The 18516-nt window shown below is 25.3% G+C and carries 22 protein-coding genes and 2 pseudogenes; 10 read left to right on the forward strand and 14 right to left on the reverse strand.

Features of this window, described 5'->3' with window-relative positions:
* Positions 1-29 precede the first annotated feature (29 nt).
* Together AAHJ00_RS02630 and AAHJ00_RS02635 are read left to right on the forward strand one after the other, a co-directional pair.
* Positions 30-1400 carry a hypothetical protein gene (locus AAHJ00_RS02630; RefSeq protein ID WP_342224417.1) on the forward strand — a complete coding sequence of 457 codons (1371 nt, stop codon included), beginning with the start codon at positions 30-32 and terminating at the stop codon, positions 1398-1400.
* A gap of 1 nt (position 1401) precedes the next feature.
* A pseudogene (locus AAHJ00_RS02635) lies at positions 1402-1878 on the forward strand (deoxycytidylate deaminase).
* Between the two features lie 31 nt (positions 1879-1909).
* Here the strand turns inward: AAHJ00_RS02635 and AAHJ00_RS02640 are convergent.
* Positions 1910-2428 (reverse strand): ferritin-like domain-containing protein, encoded by a 519-nt coding sequence (locus AAHJ00_RS02640; RefSeq protein ID WP_342224419.1) that lies wholly within the window; start codon positions 2426-2428, stop codon positions 1910-1912.
* A gap of 58 nt (positions 2429-2486) precedes the next feature.
* Complete coding sequence (gene rnhC, locus AAHJ00_RS02645) at positions 2487-3359, reverse strand: ribonuclease HIII (RefSeq protein WP_342224420.1); 873 nt, start codon at positions 3357-3359, stop codon at positions 2487-2489.
* Between the two features lie 296 nt (positions 3360-3655).
* On the opposite strand from rnhC, the gene AAHJ00_RS02650 reads away from it, so the two are divergent.
* Positions 3656-3976, forward strand: coding sequence for a holo-ACP synthase (locus AAHJ00_RS02650; RefSeq protein WP_342224421.1), 321 nt, complete (start codon positions 3656-3658; stop codon positions 3974-3976).
* A gap of 76 nt (positions 3977-4052) precedes the next feature.
* A complete protein-coding gene (locus AAHJ00_RS02655; RefSeq protein ID WP_342224422.1) occupies positions 4053-4382 on the forward strand; it encodes a single-stranded DNA-binding protein in 330 nt (109 codons plus the stop codon).
* Between the two features lie 67 nt (positions 4383-4449).
* Here the strand turns inward: AAHJ00_RS02655 and AAHJ00_RS02660 are convergent, their stop codons facing one another.
* A complete protein-coding gene (locus AAHJ00_RS02660; RefSeq protein WP_342223478.1) occupies positions 4450-5400 on the reverse strand; it encodes an IS30 family transposase in 951 nt (316 codons plus the stop codon).
* Between the two features lie 456 nt (positions 5401-5856).
* Between AAHJ00_RS02660 and AAHJ00_RS02665 the strand changes: the two genes are divergently transcribed.
* The 3 genes from AAHJ00_RS02665 to AAHJ00_RS02675 all read left to right on the forward strand — a co-directional run bounded on the left by AAHJ00_RS02665 (position 5857) and on the right by AAHJ00_RS02675 (position 6972).
* The gene (locus AAHJ00_RS02665) at positions 5857-6189 is read left to right on the forward strand and encodes a hypothetical protein (protein WP_342223612.1); all 333 of its coding nucleotides are present in this window, start codon (positions 5857-5859) and stop codon (positions 6187-6189) included.
* Positions 6190-6579: 390 nt separating this feature from the next.
* Complete coding sequence (locus AAHJ00_RS02670) at positions 6580-6729, forward strand: hypothetical protein (protein WP_342223611.1); 150 nt, start codon at positions 6580-6582, stop codon at positions 6727-6729.
* A gap of 30 nt (positions 6730-6759) precedes the next feature.
* Positions 6760-6972, forward strand: coding sequence for a hypothetical protein (locus tag AAHJ00_RS02675; RefSeq protein WP_215825617.1), 213 nt, complete (start codon positions 6760-6762; stop codon positions 6970-6972).
* Positions 6973-7120: 148 nt separating this feature from the next.
* Here the strand turns inward: AAHJ00_RS02675 and AAHJ00_RS02680 are convergent, their stop codons facing one another.
* Positions 7121-7390 carry a hypothetical protein gene (locus AAHJ00_RS02680; RefSeq protein WP_342224423.1) on the reverse strand — a complete coding sequence of 90 codons (270 nt, stop codon included), beginning with the start codon at positions 7388-7390 and terminating at the stop codon, positions 7121-7123.
* A 57-nt stretch (positions 7391-7447) separates the two neighbouring features.
* Between AAHJ00_RS02680 and AAHJ00_RS02685 the strand changes: the two genes are divergently transcribed.
* Positions 7448-8398, forward strand: a complete 951-nt coding sequence (locus AAHJ00_RS02685; RefSeq protein ID WP_342223478.1) for an IS30 family transposase — start codon at positions 7448-7450, stop codon at positions 8396-8398.
* A 58-nt stretch (positions 8399-8456) separates the two neighbouring features.
* On the opposite strand, the gene AAHJ00_RS02690 is transcribed toward AAHJ00_RS02685, so the two are convergent.
* The 7 genes and pseudogenes from AAHJ00_RS02690 to eno all read right to left on the reverse strand — a co-directional run bounded on the left by AAHJ00_RS02690 (position 8457) and on the right by eno (position 15277).
* Positions 8457-9280, reverse strand: a protein-coding gene (locus tag AAHJ00_RS02690; RefSeq protein ID WP_342223477.1) for an IS5 family transposase whose coding sequence is annotated in 2 segments (ribosomal slippage) — positions 8457-8884 and positions 8884-9280 — 825 coding nt in all. Because the reading frame shifts where the segments join, the coding sequence is not laid out codon by codon here.
* 53 nt (positions 9281-9333) lie between these two features.
* Positions 9334-9495, reverse strand: a complete 162-nt coding sequence (locus tag AAHJ00_RS02695; protein ID WP_342224424.1) for a hypothetical protein — start codon at positions 9493-9495, stop codon at positions 9334-9336.
* Between the two features lie 150 nt (positions 9496-9645).
* Complete coding sequence (locus tag AAHJ00_RS02700) at positions 9646-10008, reverse strand: ATP-binding cassette domain-containing protein (protein ID WP_342224425.1); 363 nt, start codon at positions 10006-10008, stop codon at positions 9646-9648.
* A gap of 48 nt (positions 10009-10056) precedes the next feature.
* Positions 10057-10986: a 6-phosphofructokinase gene (gene pfkA, locus AAHJ00_RS02705; RefSeq protein WP_342224426.1), complete on the reverse strand. Its 930-nt coding sequence runs from the start codon at positions 10984-10986 to the stop codon at positions 10057-10059.
* A gap of 536 nt (positions 10987-11522) precedes the next feature.
* Positions 11523-12347, reverse strand: a pseudogene (locus AAHJ00_RS02710) (IS5 family transposase).
* Positions 12348-12548: 201 nt separating this feature from the next.
* The gene (locus AAHJ00_RS02715; RefSeq protein ID WP_342224427.1) at positions 12549-13499 is read right to left on the reverse strand and encodes an IS30 family transposase; all 951 of its coding nucleotides are present in this window, start codon (positions 13497-13499) and stop codon (positions 12549-12551) included.
* Between the two features lie 467 nt (positions 13500-13966).
* On the reverse strand, positions 13967-15277 hold the full coding sequence (gene eno, locus AAHJ00_RS02720) for a phosphopyruvate hydratase (protein WP_342224428.1): 1311 nt from the start codon (positions 15275-15277) through the stop codon (positions 13967-13969).
* A gap of 339 nt (positions 15278-15616) precedes the next feature.
* Between eno and AAHJ00_RS02725 the strand changes: the two genes are divergently transcribed.
* Complete coding sequence (locus tag AAHJ00_RS02725) at positions 15617-16009, forward strand: transposase family protein (protein WP_342224429.1); 393 nt, start codon at positions 15617-15619, stop codon at positions 16007-16009.
* Between the two features lie 59 nt (positions 16010-16068).
* Entirely contained in the window at positions 16069-16377 is a 309-nt protein-coding gene (locus AAHJ00_RS02730) for a transposase family protein (protein WP_342224602.1), read from the forward strand.
* A 540-nt stretch (positions 16378-16917) separates the two neighbouring features.
* Here the strand turns inward: AAHJ00_RS02730 and AAHJ00_RS02735 are convergent.
* From AAHJ00_RS02735 to AAHJ00_RS02745, 3 genes are all read right to left on the reverse strand, one after another.
* Positions 16918-17130: a hypothetical protein gene (locus tag AAHJ00_RS02735; RefSeq protein ID WP_342224430.1), complete on the reverse strand. Its 213-nt coding sequence runs from the start codon at positions 17128-17130 to the stop codon at positions 16918-16920.
* A 213-nt stretch (positions 17131-17343) separates the two neighbouring features.
* Positions 17344-17601 (reverse strand): cation:dicarboxylate symporter family transporter, encoded by a 258-nt coding sequence (locus tag AAHJ00_RS02740; RefSeq protein ID WP_342223772.1) that lies wholly within the window; start codon positions 17599-17601, stop codon positions 17344-17346.
* 155 nt (positions 17602-17756) lie between these two features.
* The gene (locus AAHJ00_RS02745) at positions 17757-18476 is read right to left on the reverse strand and encodes an IS30 family transposase (protein WP_342224603.1); all 720 of its coding nucleotides are present in this window, start codon (positions 18474-18476) and stop codon (positions 17757-17759) included.
* Between the last annotated feature and the right edge of the window lie 40 nt (positions 18477-18516).

Here is an 18516-nt window from a genome sequence, read left to right on the forward strand (position 1 = left end):
TAAACTTTATCTAATAAGGGAGTATGACAATGGAAAGAAATACATTTGATATTTTAAAAATGCAATTAGTTGAGTATTTTAAACAAATTGAAAAATATCAAATTCATCAGCGAAAATGACGCTGAAAGCGAAATAAAGAACATAATTTATATTTAATTAATTTATTTAATAAGAGTTATCAAGTTATTAAGATTTTAGATTATTTTAATCATTCAGAAATGTGAACGGCAAAAGATTTAAAACAAAATCAGTTAGATATTGATAGTTTTCGTAAAGAAATTGCTACTAGTAATCATAGTAAATTACAAGTATTAACAATTGTATTAACTAAAGTTATTCATGAGCCATTGCTTTTTAGTAATAACGATGGGATTGTTTTTGTTAATCCAGAAACTTTAGTCGCCCAATTGAAACCAATTTATTCACAAATTGATCAAATTGAAACTATTGCTTTTCAAGAAAAACCTAGTAATGATGATGAGGTTTTTGATCCGAAGTCAATTACTAGTGATGATTTAAAAGAAGGTTCATTATTACAAAAACGAATGAAGGATTTTCATAATTTAACAACTAAACAAAATATATTTTTAGCTTATGTGTTTACATTTATTCCCTTACTATTACCAATTCTAGTTCCATTTTTTGTCCCACAAATTCGTGAGATTTTGCAAGAAAAAAATCCTAATAGTTTAATTGATGGTGGAATCGAGTCACAATTAATGTTAGGTGGTTCGTATAAACATTTAATTTTTCAAGCTGGTCAGTTTTGACGATGAATAGTTTATCCATTAGCTGGTGACAAGATGTTTAATTTATTTTTATCGTGTTTAGTTATTTTTTATTGTGCTCGTTTAGTTGAGTCATTTTATAAACCATGAAAGTTAGGATTAATTATTCTTTGTACAACAGTAATTGTTGGTTTTACTCATTCAGTTGTTGCTAGTGCGATGTATAATTTTAAGTCGCAAAAGATACCAAATATTTTAACAGGACCTTTATATTGAGCGTGAATGGTAATTCCACCACTTTATATTTTTAGTTTTACTAAAAAGGATTTTTCAGCTTTTGTTGTTCGCAGAAGATTAATTTTACCAACAGTTTTTATGTTTGTAACATTTATTTTAAGTGGTGACCGTTTAGCAATGCCATTAATTTTGACTTTTTTCATTAGTTTTTTTATTAGTTATTTTTTAGGTTATGCTAAGCAAGCATGAGAATGAAAGCGCGCTGCTGCTGCTGCTGCTGTATTAGTATTAGTGTTAGTGGTGTTAATTTTATATTTAACTAATAATCGTTTTTTTACTGATGAAGGTGGATGAACTCATACAATTCTTCAAGATTATGTTAAACTAGGTTTAATTTCACAAGAAAAATCAGATATTTTTGGTATATTTAGATAAAATGATGTCAAAACGATTATCTTATTTAACATGAGATCAATATTTTATGAGTGTTGCTAAAGTTTCTGCTTTAAGGAGTAAAGACCCTAATACTCAAGTTGGTGCTTGTATTGTCAACGATCGTCAACAAATAATTGCTACGGGTTATAATGGTTTACCACGACTTTTAGATGATTACAATTATCCTTGAGATCGGACAGGAAAATTTTTAGAAACAAAATATCCATATATTGTTCACGCTGAATTAAATGCGATTTTAAGTGCTACAGTTAAATTAGAAAATAGTGTTATTTATGTTAGTTTGTTTCTTTGCAATGAATGTGCAAAAGCAATTATTTAGTCAGGAATTCAAACCATTATTTATGAAGAAGATAAATATGAAAATACAGAAAATAATATCGCTGCTAAAAGAATGCTAGGTGATGCTAATGTTGTGTTAAAGAAATTGGCATTTGTAGGAATTACGATAAAGATTTAACTAGTAAAAAACTACGCTGAAGCGTAGTTTTTTACTTGACACTATAGGGAACAATAACTTTTAGAGTATCAGGTTCTTCTCGTTTAGAAAGGTACTTATCAATACCATAATAGTTATTATTAGACATCTTAATCTTATCAATATAGGTTTTTGCGAGTTCAATTTCTTCATAGAAATCAATTAGGAATCAATCAAGAAATTTAATTGTTAAGAAATCCTTAGTTTCTTGACACGCTGCAATTAGAGTATTAGTTTTTTCAATAAATTGTAGTTTGTAATTCAGATATTTTTCCATTAATTCTAATAGACTTTTTTCGTTATGTTCTTCTGGTTGGATTGGATTAACAATAAGTATTTCATCACGACCAATTAAATAATTATATATTTTTCTTGTATGTAAGACTTCATCTTGTGCTTGAATTTGAAATCAAGTACTTGCTCCGGGAAATCCAAGCGTATTACTAACCGAAGACATTACATAACAATCTAATTGTAGTTTATTATGGTCATCAGCATATTTATTTAATAGACTAAGAATATTGGGATTCATATTTTTTCCTCCTTGATCGGTATTTAATCGGTATTTATCGGTATTTGTCATTACTGACTTATTTTACTACTTTTTTTCAATTTATAAAATGTAATTTTCCAAAATCGATTGCCTTATCTTGAATACCATCTTGTTTTATTTTCTCAATAGCTTTGTCAACAATTGTACTAGCACCCAAAGGAAAAATCCGACTATATTCTTGTTCTAGTTGTTTAATACTTTTTAAAAAAAAGTAACGACTAATAATGGCGGCACATCCGACAGCAAGAAATTTATCTTCGGCCTGAGTCGTAAATGATAACTTTAAGTCATTATCGGTGACATTAAGAATTTTCAAATATTCTTCATATTTTTTTTTGTTAACAAATTGGTCAATAATTACTTTTTTACAGTTAACTTTATTGGCAAGTTTTCTTATTACTTGATGATGACCAATGGTTTTTAAAATATGACTGTTTTGATATGTTTCATATAACTTATTGTATTGACGGTTATTAATGATGATAGTACTATATTCTAATTGTTGGATTAATTGTTTAGCGATAATATTAATTTGCATTGTTGATAACACTTTAGAATCACGAATTTTTAATGATTTAATTAGTGCTAAATCTTTTTCTTTAATATAACAGGCTGTTACTACTAAGGGGCCAAAAAAATCACCAACGCCTGATTCATCACTGCCAATAATACTAATTTGTTCTTTTAATATCATATCTGGTTTTCATTTGTTTCATTGTGTTTTAACTTCTTCGTCGTTACTACCTTGGAAAACTATTTTTAAAGAACGATATAATAAAATAGTTATATTATGGTATTTGTATTTAGCAATAATGTTAGGATTATTAACAGGCACTTTATAGGCATCATAATAGGTTATTACTTGGTTTTTATTTTCTTCACTCAGTTGTAAACTGTAAGTTGCCATCATATTCACTTCTTTCACTCTTAAATATTATCATAATTTTTGTTGGCATATATATAGACTTGGTACATAACTATAACATTTTGTACCTACCAAACTATAAAATTCACTTTCATCTTTGTATTTATCTAATATTTGTGCTTCATCTAGAAAATAATATTATCAAAATAGTAGATAAAATTGAGGGTTATGTACCAAGTCTAATATAACCCAAAATATTATTCTTATATTCATAAATTGTTTCTTTGTTATAATTTAAATAATATTATTTTAAAAGGATGGCAATAAAAATGATTAAAGGTGTGGGAATTGATATTGTTAGCATTAAACGAATGCAATTAAAAAAATCATTTATTAATAAAGTATTACATTTAGAAGAAATTAGTTATTTACAAACAATTAAAAGTGAAAGCGAAAAAAAACAATTTTTAGCAGGAAGATGAGCATTAAAAGAAGCATTGTATAAAGCAATAAATAATGCTAATGAGATTTTACCTTTTTGCGAAGTTAATATTCAATTAGTAAATAAACAATTGCAATGGATTGGATTTGAACGTAATAGTTGATTATCAATTAGTCATGAAAAAGAATATGCTGTTGGAATGGTGATATTAACATTATAAATATACGACAGTAATATCTTTTAACTTAAAAATCGGTGTTACCTTTTACAATAAAATGGGAAAGGTAGGTGATATAATGTTAAATAATCTTGTTTTAGTAGGAAGAATTATTAATCCGCCAGAAATTATTAATAATCAAGCTGGTGAAAAAACATCAAAAATGATGCGATTAACTATTACTATAACCCGACCTTTTAAAAATAAATTAGGTCATTATGATGAAGATTATCTTGTTATTAAAGTATGAAATAATTTAATTGCTGATATCGTATCATTTTTAGTAGTTGATACAATGGTCGCAATTAAAGGTAGAATTCAATCATTTCAATATAAAGATAATGAAAATCATTATTTAGAAATTATTGCTGATCGAATAATGCATGTTGGTCATTATATTCTTGAATAGACTTCTTGCATTACTTATTAAAATAATTACAAATTATAATAATGCCAAATTGTAAAGTTAAGTGCAACTAAATTATTTTTCTAACCAAATATTCGATTGGTGAAAGATAATTTAGTATTTTTCTTGGTCTTTGGTTTAAAGACAATATAAATTTATGAACTGCATTTTTAGTAGTATTTGAAAAATTAAATTTTTTAGGAAATTTTTCTCTAATTAAACCATTAGTATTTTCATTAGTACCTCTTTGTCAAGGCGAATACGCATTAGCAAAATAAATTTTCACATTTAAATTTTTTTCAAGTTGTTGTCAATTAGAAAATTCTTTACCCCTATCAAATGTTATAGTCTTAACAAGATTATTTGGAAGAATTGATAAATAATGGCTAATGTTTTCGTTAACAACTTTAGTAGTTCTATTTTCAACTAACATTGCTAAAGTAAATCTTGATGTTCTTTCAACTAAAGTTATTAAACATGATTTACTTTTACCTCGTGATGATACTACAGTATCACCTTCTCAATGACCAACAGTTATACGATTATTAACATTAATATTTCGTTCTTTAATTGATTTACCATTAAATTTACCGCGATTTTCTTGAGATTTTCGTTTCTTACCTTTTCTTCTTAAATTTTTATTAGTAACTTTTTCAAGTAATCCAGAATAAATTCAATTGTAAATTGTTTTAAAACTAATAATTCATTCTTTATGAAAATTTTTAATTCTGCCATAAATTTGTTCAGGCGATCAACCTAATAGTAATTTTTGTTGTACATATTTTACTAATTCTCTATTTTTAAACTTATGAAAATAAACATGTGATTGTTTTCTGTTTTCTGCTTTATTTTGTGCAATTAATGAAAAATAATGATTACTATCTTTATTTCTATTGACTTCTCGAATAATAGTACTAATACTTCGATTAAGATTTTTAGCTATTTCACTAATTTTTACTTTAAACTTCAATTGATTCTCAATATAAATTCTTTCATATATGCCAAGATGTTTGTAACCCATATAAAAACTCCTTGCTTTGTTTTTTCTAAAATAAACTTAGCATCATGAAATTTTTATATGAGATTTTTTGCAATTTTATTTACTTGCACTTACAAGTATAATTCAGCTTGCTTTCTTTTTCAATAATTACTTGTGTTTTAATTGTAGAAACCATATACATATGACAAGATTTTGGTTTCTACAAACTTGCTGTTAATTAATAAATAAATACGAGCTCATTTATTTATTACAAGAAATATAAGGTTAAATTAATATTTATTATTTTTAGTTATGCCTTGTATTTTTTTGTGCCTTGTTGTTGATAAACTAAGTTTTTTAGTAAACGAAGTTTACTAACAAGTTATGTTAATTTAGTTTAAAGAAAGAGTTTAAAGAGAAATATATTGAACTAAGTTAAAAGACTAAGTTAAATATAACTAAGTTAATATAACTAAATATTGTAAGGGTGGTATGTATATGAGAAATATTGAAAATATTTTTTTAAATACTGAAAAATATCTTTTGAAAGAAACGCAAAATGCAGTACTTATTAAAGCACCAGCAATTCCCTGATTGTATGAATCTACTGGTATTTGGTTTTCAAAACGATTTGTTTATAAAGGAAAATATGAGAATTCTATTTGTATCGGAATAATTAAAGATGGTGAGTATCAGTTGGTTTTAGTTAATAATAAGAAAGGTCAAGAATCTAGTTTGATTTTAGGTCATGAGTTGTTAGGTTTTTTTGTTGCGGAGAAAGAGATTGCTAAAAAGGATGTAAGTTTTAATTATTTTAAAAATTCATTTTAAAGGTGTTTTAAGGCATTTTAAGAATAGAGGTAAAGAAAATATATAGTTTAAAAAAATTTAGGTTGGTTTTTAAGGTGTTTAAACGGTGCGGAAAGCGTATGCTCCGCCCGTTAATTATCAATGTTAGTTTGAGTTATTTAACTAAGTTATTGCATTTTTTGATTTAATGTAGTAAAAAAATTAATTTTGGAGTTTTAGAAATGAAAATGTGAGTTAGTGTGGATGAGCCTGGCAAAGATTATTGTCAAGAGTTTATATATTAGACTTGGTACATAACTATAACATTTTATGCCGACTAAACTATAAAATTCATTTTTATCTTTGTATTTATCTAACATTTGTATTTCATCTAAAAAATAATTATCAAAATAGTAGATAAAATTAAAGGTTATGTACCAAGTCTATTCTATTAATAAAAAAACCGGATTAGAACAAAAAATTTGAGCGTCTAAATCTGCAGTTGATTCTGTTAGAACTGATTTAGTTGGTGATAATTGACTTTGTTTTGATTTTGTTGAACATAATTGTTTAAAAAAATAAATTAATTAGAAAATTAAGGAGAAAAGAAAGATGAGTATATTTGGATTAGTGTTTTTTACGATTTTAACATTATTACTAGCATATTATATTGCTGTTAATATTTATCGGTTTTTTAAAGATAAAAAGAAATATGGTAGTGAAGCAAAACAGCTACCAAAAGATTTTACTTATTCACAACGAATATTTATTGCAAAGTTTAAGCGAAATTTATTAGAACAAGATGAAAAAGAAATTAAAAAGTAGGTTTAGAAAATGTTTAAAAAAATAATTATTGAATTAATTGAATTAATTTATCCAACTGCCGATTTACCGCCCCAAGTTGTATTTTTGTTTTCAATTTTAATAATTGTAATGTTGTTTTCAGCCATTATTTTTCTACTCTTTTGACCTTTTAAGCGGTAATTATTATGTTTTTAGTTGCTTGAAAAGATTTAGATTGAGAAATGACAAAATTGTATTTTTGGGATTTATTTATTCAAATTAAAGTTATTCCGGCGTGAGTTTCTGGTAAAGAAATTGATTTAACCAAAGAACTACTTTGACTTTTAATAGCAAATATTGCGTTTTGAATGGTATTAGTAATTATTGTCTTATTTATGGTTATTTTATTTGCTGAATTATACTTGTAAGTGCAAGTAAATAAAATTGCAAAAAATCTCATATAAAAATTTCATGATGCTAAGTTTATTTTAGAAAAAACAAAGCAAGGAGTTTTTATATGGGTTACAAACATCTTGGCATATATGAAAGAATTTATATTGAGAATCAATTGAAGTTTAAAGTAAAAATTAGTGAAATAGCTAAAAATCTTAATCGAAGTATTAGTACTATTATTCGAGAAGTCAATAGAAATAAAGATAGTAATCATTATTTTTCATTAATTGCACAAAATAAAGCAGAAAACAGAAAACAATCACATGTTTATTTTCATAAGTTTAAAAATAGAGAATTAGTAAAATATGTACAACAAAAATTACTATTAGGTTGATCGCCTGAACAAATTTATGGCAGAATTAAAAATTTTCATAAAGAATGAATTATTAGTTTTAAAACAATTTACAATTGAATTTATTCTGGATTACTTGAAAAAGTTACTAATAAAAATTTAAGAAGAAAAGGTAAGAAACGAAAATCTCAAGAAAATCGCGGTAAATTTAATGGTAAATCAATTAAAGAACGAAATATTAATGTTAATAATCGTATAACTGTTGGTCATTGAGAAGGTGATACTGTAGTATCATCACGAGGTAAAAGTAAATCATGTTTAATAACTTTAGTTGAAAGAACATCAAGATTTACTTTAGCAATGTTAGTTGAAAATAGAACTACTAAAGTTGTTAACGAAAACATTAGCCATTATTTATCAATTCTTCCAAATAATCTTGTTAAGACTATAACATTTGATAGGGGTAAAGAATTTTCTAATTGACAACAACTTGAAAAAAATTTAAATGTGAAAATTTATTTTGCTAATGCGTATTCGCCTTGACAAAGAGGTACTAATGAAAATACTAATGGTTTAATTAGAGAAAAATTTCCTAAAAAATTTAATTTTTCAAATACTACTAAAAATGCAGTTCATAAATTTATATTGTCTTTAAACCAAAGACCAAGAAAAATACTAAATTATCTTTCACCAATCGAATATTTGGTTAGAAAAATAATTTAGTTGCACTTAACTTTACAATTTGGCATTAATTTAATTTTAAATAAATATTTTATGTTATCTATAATTGCAAATTATAAATTGAAGCAATTAAATTAAATCTTAAACTAAATCGTTTTCTACGATTACGATATTTTTCAGTAATAATTTTAAATTTTTTAAGAATAGCAAAAATATTTTCAATAATAATTCTCATTTTTGAAATTAATTTATTATTATGTTTTTGTTCTTTATTTAAAGGGTTTTTCTTTGTTTTTTTCTTAGGTATTAGAACATTACTATGAATTTTTTGTATTCCTTGATAACCATTATCAACTATTAATTTAGTATTTTTTAAAATTGGGATTTTTGATTCTTTAAATAAACAAAAATCATGCTTTTTACCGAGAGAAAAATTTGTTGCAATAATTATTTTGCTTTCTTTTTCAATAATTACTTGTGTTTTAATAGTGTGTTTTTTCTTTTTTCCTGAATAAGATTGTTTTTGTCTTTTTTTGGGCGTTGAATGGGTGTTTCTGTAGCATCAATAATAATTGTTTTATCATTAAAATAATCATTTATTAATGCTTTTTTACCAGCAAGTTGTTGAAAATCAGGATGTTTGATTAAAATATCTTCAATTCACTTGATATTTCGATAACAACTAGCTTCACTAATATCAAAACTTTTACCAAGATGAAAATAAGTACGATATTCTCGTCAATATGATAAAGTCATCAATAATCTATTTTCTAATGATAATTTATTATTTTTACCACCTCTTTTAAACTTTTTTAACTCAGCTTCTTTTAAAATATTTAACATTTTATTAAAAGTACTTTGCTTTATTCCAGTTAATCGTAATAATTCTTTATCATTAATAAAATTAAATTTATCAAATTTCATAATCTTAAATTCCTTATAATTTCTATTTTAAATATATTTTATAGGAATTTTGTTTAATAAATAAGTAATGCAAGAAGTCTACTGTAAAAAACATTACCATGATTTAAAATTGTAACTTCATCAATAATATTTTGTAACTCTAATAAAATATGCGATGAAATCAAAATACTTTTTCCCATATCACGAAGTTTAATTAATTCATCAAATAATTCCATTCTTGCTGTTGGATCCAAATTAGCTGCTGGCTCATCTAAAATTAATATTTTAGGATTAGAAATAAGAGCTTGTGCTAATAATACTTTTTTTCATTCCGGAAGAAAAACTATTAGGATTTTTTCGTTGAAACTTTCATAAATTTAATTGTTCTAATGATGCTTTTGCTTCCTTTTTACTTTTTTTCAATCGTTTCCTCGTAAAAAACTCATTCAAGTTAAATTTTTATATGTTGATAAGTGCGTTGGAAAACGAGCATTTTCAGGAATATATTCCAAAACTTCTTTAGCTACTGACAGTGTAGCATCTTTACCATCAATTTGTATTTCACCACTATTAGGAATAATTGAACCGATTAAACATTTAATTGTTGTTGTTTTTCCACTACCATTAGGTCCAATAAAACCATGAATTTTACCACTATTTACTTTAATAGTAATGTTATTAACAGCAACTTGTTTTTTAAACCTTTTGGTTAACCCACTAATAGAAATTGCATAATTATTATTTTCCATTAATTTACTCCTTGTATATTTTATGATTAATGATGAATACTGACTAACTTATTTTCGTTTCATTGCTAATGCTTTAGCAAAAGAATAACTTTGTAAACCATTTCCACTTAATCCAATACAAATCCCAGTATTACCAGCAATTAATTGCTTAATAGCTTCAATTCCTAAAATTGTTCCTAAATAGCGATCCATTGCTGTTGGTATACCGCCTCTTTGAATATGTCCTAAGACCGTTGCTCGCGTAACATAACCACTACCTTTTTCAACTTCTTTCGCCAATTGATGAACATCATAAAGTTTTTCCGTTACAAGAATAATTACCGAACGATACTTTTTCTCATAGCATTTTTTAGTTTGTTGAATAATTTCTTCTTCTGTCAATTTATTTTCTGATGTACTAATAATTTCCACACCACTACCAATTCCTGCCAGCATCGCAATATCACCACAATAACGACCCATAACTTCAATAATTCCACAACGATTATGAGATTCATTAGTATCGCGAACACGGTCAATTGCTTCAATAACGGTATTTAATGCCGTATCAAAACCAATAGTAAAATCACTTGATACAATATCATTATCTATTGTTCCCGGCAAACCAATGCAATTTAATCCCATTACTGCTAATAAATTAGCACCTTGATAACTACCATCACCACCAATAACAATTAAACTATTAATTTCTAATTGTTTTAAATTATTAATCGCTCGTTGTCTTACTTCTTCCTTTGCAAATTCAGGATAACGAGTGGTACCAATCGCTGTTCCCCCGTGATTAACAATTTTTCTTGCAAAATCTTCATTAGTTTCTTCAATTCAACCTTGTGTTAAACCTTCATAACCATCCCTAACAATGTAAGGCAGGATATTATTTGCTATTGCCTTTTTAATTATTTGTGCTACCGCATTATTCATTCCTGGAGCATCGCCTCCAGAAGTTAATATAGCAACTTTTTTCATCAATTTTGCCATTTTTAATTTATCCTTTCTAAATATTTAATATTTTAATTATAGCAAAAATATTTTCCTCACAATATACTAATTTATTAAAGTCCTATTTGTCTCCTTAATAATTAGACTTCTTGAATTACTTATTAAAATAATTACAAATTATTTGTAAATAAAAAATACTATATAGTAATTTCTAACTTTTATTAGGTTAATACTTATGGATTTTATTAAATGTGTAAATTTTGACACAACAAAAAATTATTTTATTAGACTTCTTGCATTACTTATTAAAGTAATTACAAATTATTTGTAAATAAAAAATACTATATAGTAATTTCTAACTTTTATTAGGTTAATACTTATGGATTTTATTAAATAGACTTCTTGCATTACTTATTAAAATAATTACAAATTATTTGTAAATAAAAAATACTATATAGTAATTTCTAACTTTTATTAGGTTAATACTTATGGATTTTATTAAATGTGTAAATTTTGACACAACAAAAAATTATTTTATTATTTAAATTTAATTTTAAATAAATATTTTATGTTATCTATAATTGCAAATTATAAATTGAAGCAATTAAATTAAATCTTAAACTAAATCGTTTTCTACGATTACGATATTTTTCAGTAATAATTTTAAATTTTTTAAGAATAGCAAAAATATTTTCAATAATAATTCTCATTTTTGAAATTAATTTATTATTATGTTTTTGTTCTTTATTTAAAGGGTTTTTCTTTGTTTTTTTCTTAGGTATTAGAACATTACTATGAATTTTTTGTATTCCTTGATAACCATTATCAACTATTAATTTAGTATTTTTTAAAATTGGGATTTTTGATTCTTTAAATAAACAAAAATCATGCTTTTTACCGAGAGAAAAATTTGTTGCAATAATTATTTTGCTTTCTTTTTCAATAATTACTTGTGTTTTAATAGTGTGTTTTTTCTTTTTTCCTGAATAAGATTGTTTTTGTCTTTTTTTGGGCGTTGAATGGGTGTTTCTGTAGCATCAATAATAATTGTTTTATCATTAAAATAATCATTTATTTAATGCTTTTTTACCAGCAAGTTGTTGAAAATCAGGATGTTTGATTAAAATATCTTCAATTCACTTGATATTTCGATAACAACTAGCTTCACTAATATCAAAACTTTTACCAAGATGAAAATAAGTACGATATTCTCGTCAATATGATAAAGTCATCAATAATCTATTTTCTAATGATAATTTATTATTTTTACCACCTCTTTTAAACTTTTTTAACTCAGCTTCTTTTAAAATATTTAACATTTTATTAAAAGTACTTTGCTTTATTCCAGTTAATCGTAATAATTCTTTATCATTAATAAAATTAAATTTATCAAATTTCATAATCTTAAATTCCTTATAATTTCTATTTTAAATATATTTTATAGGAATTTTGTTTAATAAATAAGTAATGCAAGAAGTCTATTAATTAGTTGAGTACTTAATTCTTTATTTTTTAAAAGTAGATAATCTTGCGATAAAAACTCAATTTTAAAATATTAGTAATTTCTTTTCTATTTTGCCAAATTGTAAAGTTAAGTGCAACTAAATTATTTTTCTAACCAAATATTCGATTGGTGAAAGATAATTTAGTATTTTTCTTGGTCTTTGGTTTAAAGACAATATAAATTTATGAACTGCATTTTTAGTAGTATTTGAAAAATTAAATTTTTTAGGAAATTTTTCTCTAATTAAACCATTAGTATTTTCATTAGTATCTCTTTGTCAAGGCGAATACGCATTAGCAAAATAAATTTTCACATTTAAATTTTTTTCAAGTTGTTGTCAATTAGAAAATTCTTTACCCCTATCAAATGTTATAGTCTTAACAAGATTATTTGGAAGAATTGATAAATAATGGCTAATGTTTTCGTTAACAACTTTAGTAGTTCTATTTTCAACTAACATTGCTAAAGTAAATCTTGATGTTCTTTCAACTAAAGTTATTAAACATGATTTATTTTTACCTCTTGATGATACTACAGTATCACCTTCTCAATGACCAACAGTTATACGATTATTAACATTAATATTTCGTTCTTTAATTGATTTACCATTAAATTTACCGCGATTTTCTTGAGATTTTCGTTTCTTACCTTTTCTTCTTAAATTTTTATTAGTAACTTTTTCAAGTAATCCAGAATAAATTCAATTGTAAATTGTTTTAAAACTAATAATTCATTCTTTATGAAAATTTTTAATTCTGCCATAAATTTGTTCAGGCGATCAACCTAATAGTAATTTTTGTTGTACATATTTTACTAATTCTCTATTTTTAAACTTATGAAAATAAACATGTGATTGTTTTCTGTTTTCTGCTTTATTTTGTGCAATTAATGAAAAATAATGATTACTATCTTTATTTCTATTGACTTCTCGAATAATAGTACTAATACTTCGATTAAGATTTTTAGCTATTTCACTAATTTTTACTTTAAACTTCAATTGATTCTCAATATAAATTCTTTCATATATGCCAAGATGTTTGTAACCCATATAAAAACTCCTTGCTTTGTTTTTTCTAAAATAAACTTAGCATCATGAAATTTTTATATGAGATTTTTTGCAATTTTATTTACTTGCACTTACAAGTATAATTCAGCTTTTATTTAAAAAAGGTATCCTTGATAATTATCTTAATATGTTTTTTACAAATTTGATAAGTTTTAGCAATAGATTTTATAATTAAAAATCAAATTATTTCTAAAAAAGTAAACTGCTAGCTTATGCCCAGTATTACTTTTGTTATTTCTATAGACTTGATACATAACCCTCAATTTTATAGTTTGGTAGGTGCAAAATGTTATAGTTATGTACCAAGTCTTATATAAAATTTTAACTTTATATTAAATCCTCCTTTACTACTACAATAACAAGAATAGAGCGAAAATCGTTTCTAATTAAAGAAATAATATTCTTAAATAAAAAATATCTCCCAATTAATTGGGAGATATTTAAAGATTTTAAGTTTTCTTTGTTAAGTTATAAAATGTTTCCATTCCATCATAGTCACCAGTAACACCTAATTCATGTGCAATCGTTAAGAGACGATTATATTTAGCAATCCGATCGGTTCTTGACATTGAACCAGTTTTAATTTGTCCAGTGTTTAAAGCAACCGCTAAATCAGCAATAGTTGTATCTTCAGTTTCACCTGAACGATGTGATACAACTGTTGTTCAATTAGCTTTTTGAGCCATTTGAATCGTTGCAATCGTTTCACTCATTGTTCCAATTTGATTTACTTTAATTAAAATTGAGTTAGCCGCTTGATTTTCAATACCTTCTTTTGTTATTTTAGGATTAGTTACAAAAATATCATCTCCCATAATTTGGACTTTATTACCTAATTTTTCTGTTAATTTAACAAAACCATCTCAATCATGTTCTGATAGTCCATCTTCAATAGAAATAATCGGATATTTATTAACTAACTGTTCTAAATACGAAATCATTTCATCAGTAGTTTTTTCAACAACTTGACCAGTTTTTTTACTTAGTTTTTTAAAGACATAAATTTTTCGTTCTTTATCATATAGTTCACTAGAAGCACAATCCATTGCAATTTTAATATCAGCACCAGGTTTATATCCTGCTGTTTCAATTGCTTTAACAATAACATCTAATGCACCTTCATTATCTAAATTTGGAGCAAATCCACCTTCATCGCCAACAGAAGTAGTATCACCAGCATCGTGTAAAATTTTCTTTAAAGTATGAAATACTTCTGCTGCCATTCTAATTGCTTCTTTAAAATCCGGAGCATTAACCGGCATAATCATAAACTCTTGAAAATCAATTGTATTATCCGCATGTTCCCCACCATTAATAATGTTTAACATTGGTACTGGTAATTTTCTAGCATTAATACCACCAATATATTGATATAATGGTAAACCTACTTCATCAGCTGCTGCACGCATCACTGCCATTGATACTCCTAAAATGGCATTAGCACCTAATTTTTCTTTATTATCAGTACCATCTAATTTAATCATCACTAGATCAACTAAAAGTTGATTAGTAACATCCATTCCTACTACTTCTTTACGAATCGTTTTATTAATATTAGCAACAGCTTTTAAAACACCTTTACCCATATATCGCTTTTCATCTTTATCTCTTAATTCTAAAGCTTCTAATTCACCTGTTGATGCCCCTGATGGAACCAAGGCTTTACCATAACCAAATTTACTTCACACTTCCACTTGAATTGTGGGATTACCACGAGAATCTAAAACTTCTATTGCTCTTACATCTGTAATTCTTGACATCTATTACTATCCTCCTCTAAATGAGATATATATTAGACTTGGTACATAACCCTCAATTTTATCTACTATTTTGATAATATTATTTTCTAGATGAAGCACAAATATTAGATAAATATAAAGATGAAAGTGAATTTTATAGTTTGGTAGGTGCAAAATGTTATAGTTATGTACCAAGTCTATTATATATTATAGCAAAAACTAGACAAAGACACACAGAAAATATGATCGTCTAGTTTTTATATTCTTACTAAGAATAAAAAAATATTTATAATAGACTTGGTACATAACCTTTAATTTTATCTACTATTTTGATAATATTATTTCCTAGGTGAAGTACCAATGTTAGATAAATACAAAGACAAAAATGAATTTTATAGTCTAATAGGCATAAAATATAAAACTTTCATGAAAATGGTAGAAATTTTAAAAGAAGCTGAAGCTAAACAAAAACAAATTGGTGGTAGACCAAATAAATTATCAATAGAGCAAAGATTACTTATGACTTTAGAATACTGAAAAGAATATAGTACATATCGTATTATTGCAAAAAAATATAATATTAGTCATGTTAGTTGTATTCGTAATATCTTTTGAGTTGAAAATACTCTAATAAAAAATAGTCACTTTCATATACCTGGCAAAAAGATATTATTGGAAAATAAGGGTACTAATAATAATTTATTAGCAATTGATGCTACAGAAATTCCAATTGAAAGAATTAAAAAAAACTAAAATTATTATTTTCTGGTAAGAAAAGGCAACATTCATTAAAATCGCAAATAATTATTGATTTATTTAACAATAAAATTATTTCAGTAGATTTTTGTTATGGCAGTATTCATGATTATAAGTTATTTTTAAAATCAAATACACTTATAAATCCAAAATTAGAATTAATTGCTGATTCAGAATATCAAGGTTTGCAAAATGTTCATAAAAATACATTATTGCCAATTAAAAAGAGTAAAAATAATCCTTTAAATCCAGATAAAAAGGAATATAATAGCTTTTTAAGTAAAGTTAGAATTGCCATTGAACATGTTTTTGCTAGATTAAAAAGATTTAAAATACTAGTTTATCGTTATCGCAATAAGAATTAGAAGATTTGGATTACGATTTAACTTAATTTCAAGAATATATAATTTTGAATTAAGCTAGTTATAGTTATGTACCAAGTCTAATATATATTCTCAACGCATTTTTAAATTTTTTAGAAAATTTATCATATTATTCTTAGAAAACAAGATATTGCCTTTACTTTGCGAACCAAAAATCTCATCAAACTCTATATTACTAAATTTTATTTTAGACTGTCCATGAGCTCTACTAATGCTGTGCTTATTTTGAGTAGTTACATACTCATTTGAAATAGTTATAACTTTTTTATAAAAAAGTTATCTGTTGTAATATTTTTTTGCATTTTTTCTTTAGACTTGGTACATAACCTTTAATTTGTGAAATAATTTTATTAATTTCCACTTGCTTTTTTCCCCCCTCAAATAATATTATTAGAAATTAACTATTTCCTTATAAGAAATAATAGCAATTACATTATAAATATTGCTGAATTGCCTTCACTTTTCACAATATGAAAACGCATTCAATTATTAATTGCTAAACTATCTTTTATTTTCTTTTTCTTAATTAAAACCGCCTATAATTAATATAAGTGGTAAACAAAAACACACCATTAGGTGTGTTTTGTGAAAAAAATATCGTTTAGTGAATTTTATTTTTATTTTTTTGACGATTTTTTTACGATAATTAAAAAGAATTAGTTGTGGTTCAGCAATTTTATTTTGCATACAAGCCACAATTGTTGTTGCTTGTAAACCACCAGCAACATTAACCACCGTCCTTCCCATATCAAGAATACCATCTAATGCTCCCAAATAAGTATATACAGTATCATAGCAGGAAATCCCAACCCCGATAAAACACCAGCAGTAACTAATGGTGCTGTACCAGGAACACCAGCAATTCCTAATGAAGTAATAACGGTAACAATTAATCCCATTAAAAATCAAATCCATACTGAATATTGACTATTAATACTACTAGCGCCGTTATAAACAAACATTAAAACGACACCAGCTTGAACAAACACCAGCACATCCAGTTAATCCCATCGTTGAGGATAACGGTAATACTAAGTTTACGGCTTCTTCTTTAATTTTCATATCATCTTTTAAGGCATCTATTGATATAGGAATTGTTGCTTGAAAGGATTTCGTTGCAAAACCTTGAATAACCGGTTTCCAAGCAAATTTTCATCACTGTACTGGATTAATCCCAAAAAATAATATCGTTAATGTATGCCACACTAAACTAATAAATAAATCAATAGACTTCTTGCATTACTTATTTATTAAACAAAATTCCTATAAAATATATTTAAAATAGAAATTATAAGGAATTTAAGATTATGAAATTTGATAAATTTAATTTTATTAATGCCAAATTGTAAAGTTAAGTGCAACTAAATTATTTTTCTAACCAAATATTCGATTGGTGAAAGATAATTTAGTATTTTTCTTGGTCTTTGGTTTAAAGACAATATAAATTTATGAACTGCATTTTTAGTAGTATTTGAAAAATTAAATTTTTTAGGAAATTTTTCTCTAATTAAACCATTAGTATTTTCATTAGTACCTCTTTGTCAAGGCGAATACGCATTAGCAAAATAAATTTTCACATTTAAATTTTTTTCAAGTTGTTGTCAATTAGAAAATTCTTTACCCCTATCAAATGTTATAGTCTTAACAAGATTATTTGGAAGAATTGATAAATAATGGCTAATGTTTTCGTTAACAACTTTAGTAGTTCTATTTTCAACTAACATTGCTAAAGTAAATCTTGATGTTCTTTCAACTAAAGTTATTAAACATGATTTACTTTTACCTCGTGATGATACTACAGTATCACCTTCTCAATGACCAACAGTTATACGATTATTAACATTAATATTTCGTTCTTTAATTGATTTACCATTAAATTTACCGCGATTTTCTTGAGATTTTCGTTTCTTACCTTTTCTTCTTAAATTTTTATTAGTAACTTTTTCAAGTAATCCAGAATAAATTCAATTGTAAATTGTTTTAAAACTAATAATTCATTCTTTATGAAAATTTTTAATTCTGCCATAAATTTGTTCAGGCGATCAACCTAATAGTAATTTTTGTTGTACATATTTTACTAATTCTCTATTTTTAAACTTATGAAAATAAACATGTGATTGT

The sequence above is a fragment of the Spiroplasma endosymbiont of Asaphidion curtum genome (genome assembly GCF_964031085.1).
Taxonomy (GTDB): domain Bacteria; phylum Bacillota_I; class Bacilli_A; order Mycoplasmatales; family Nriv7; genus Nriv7.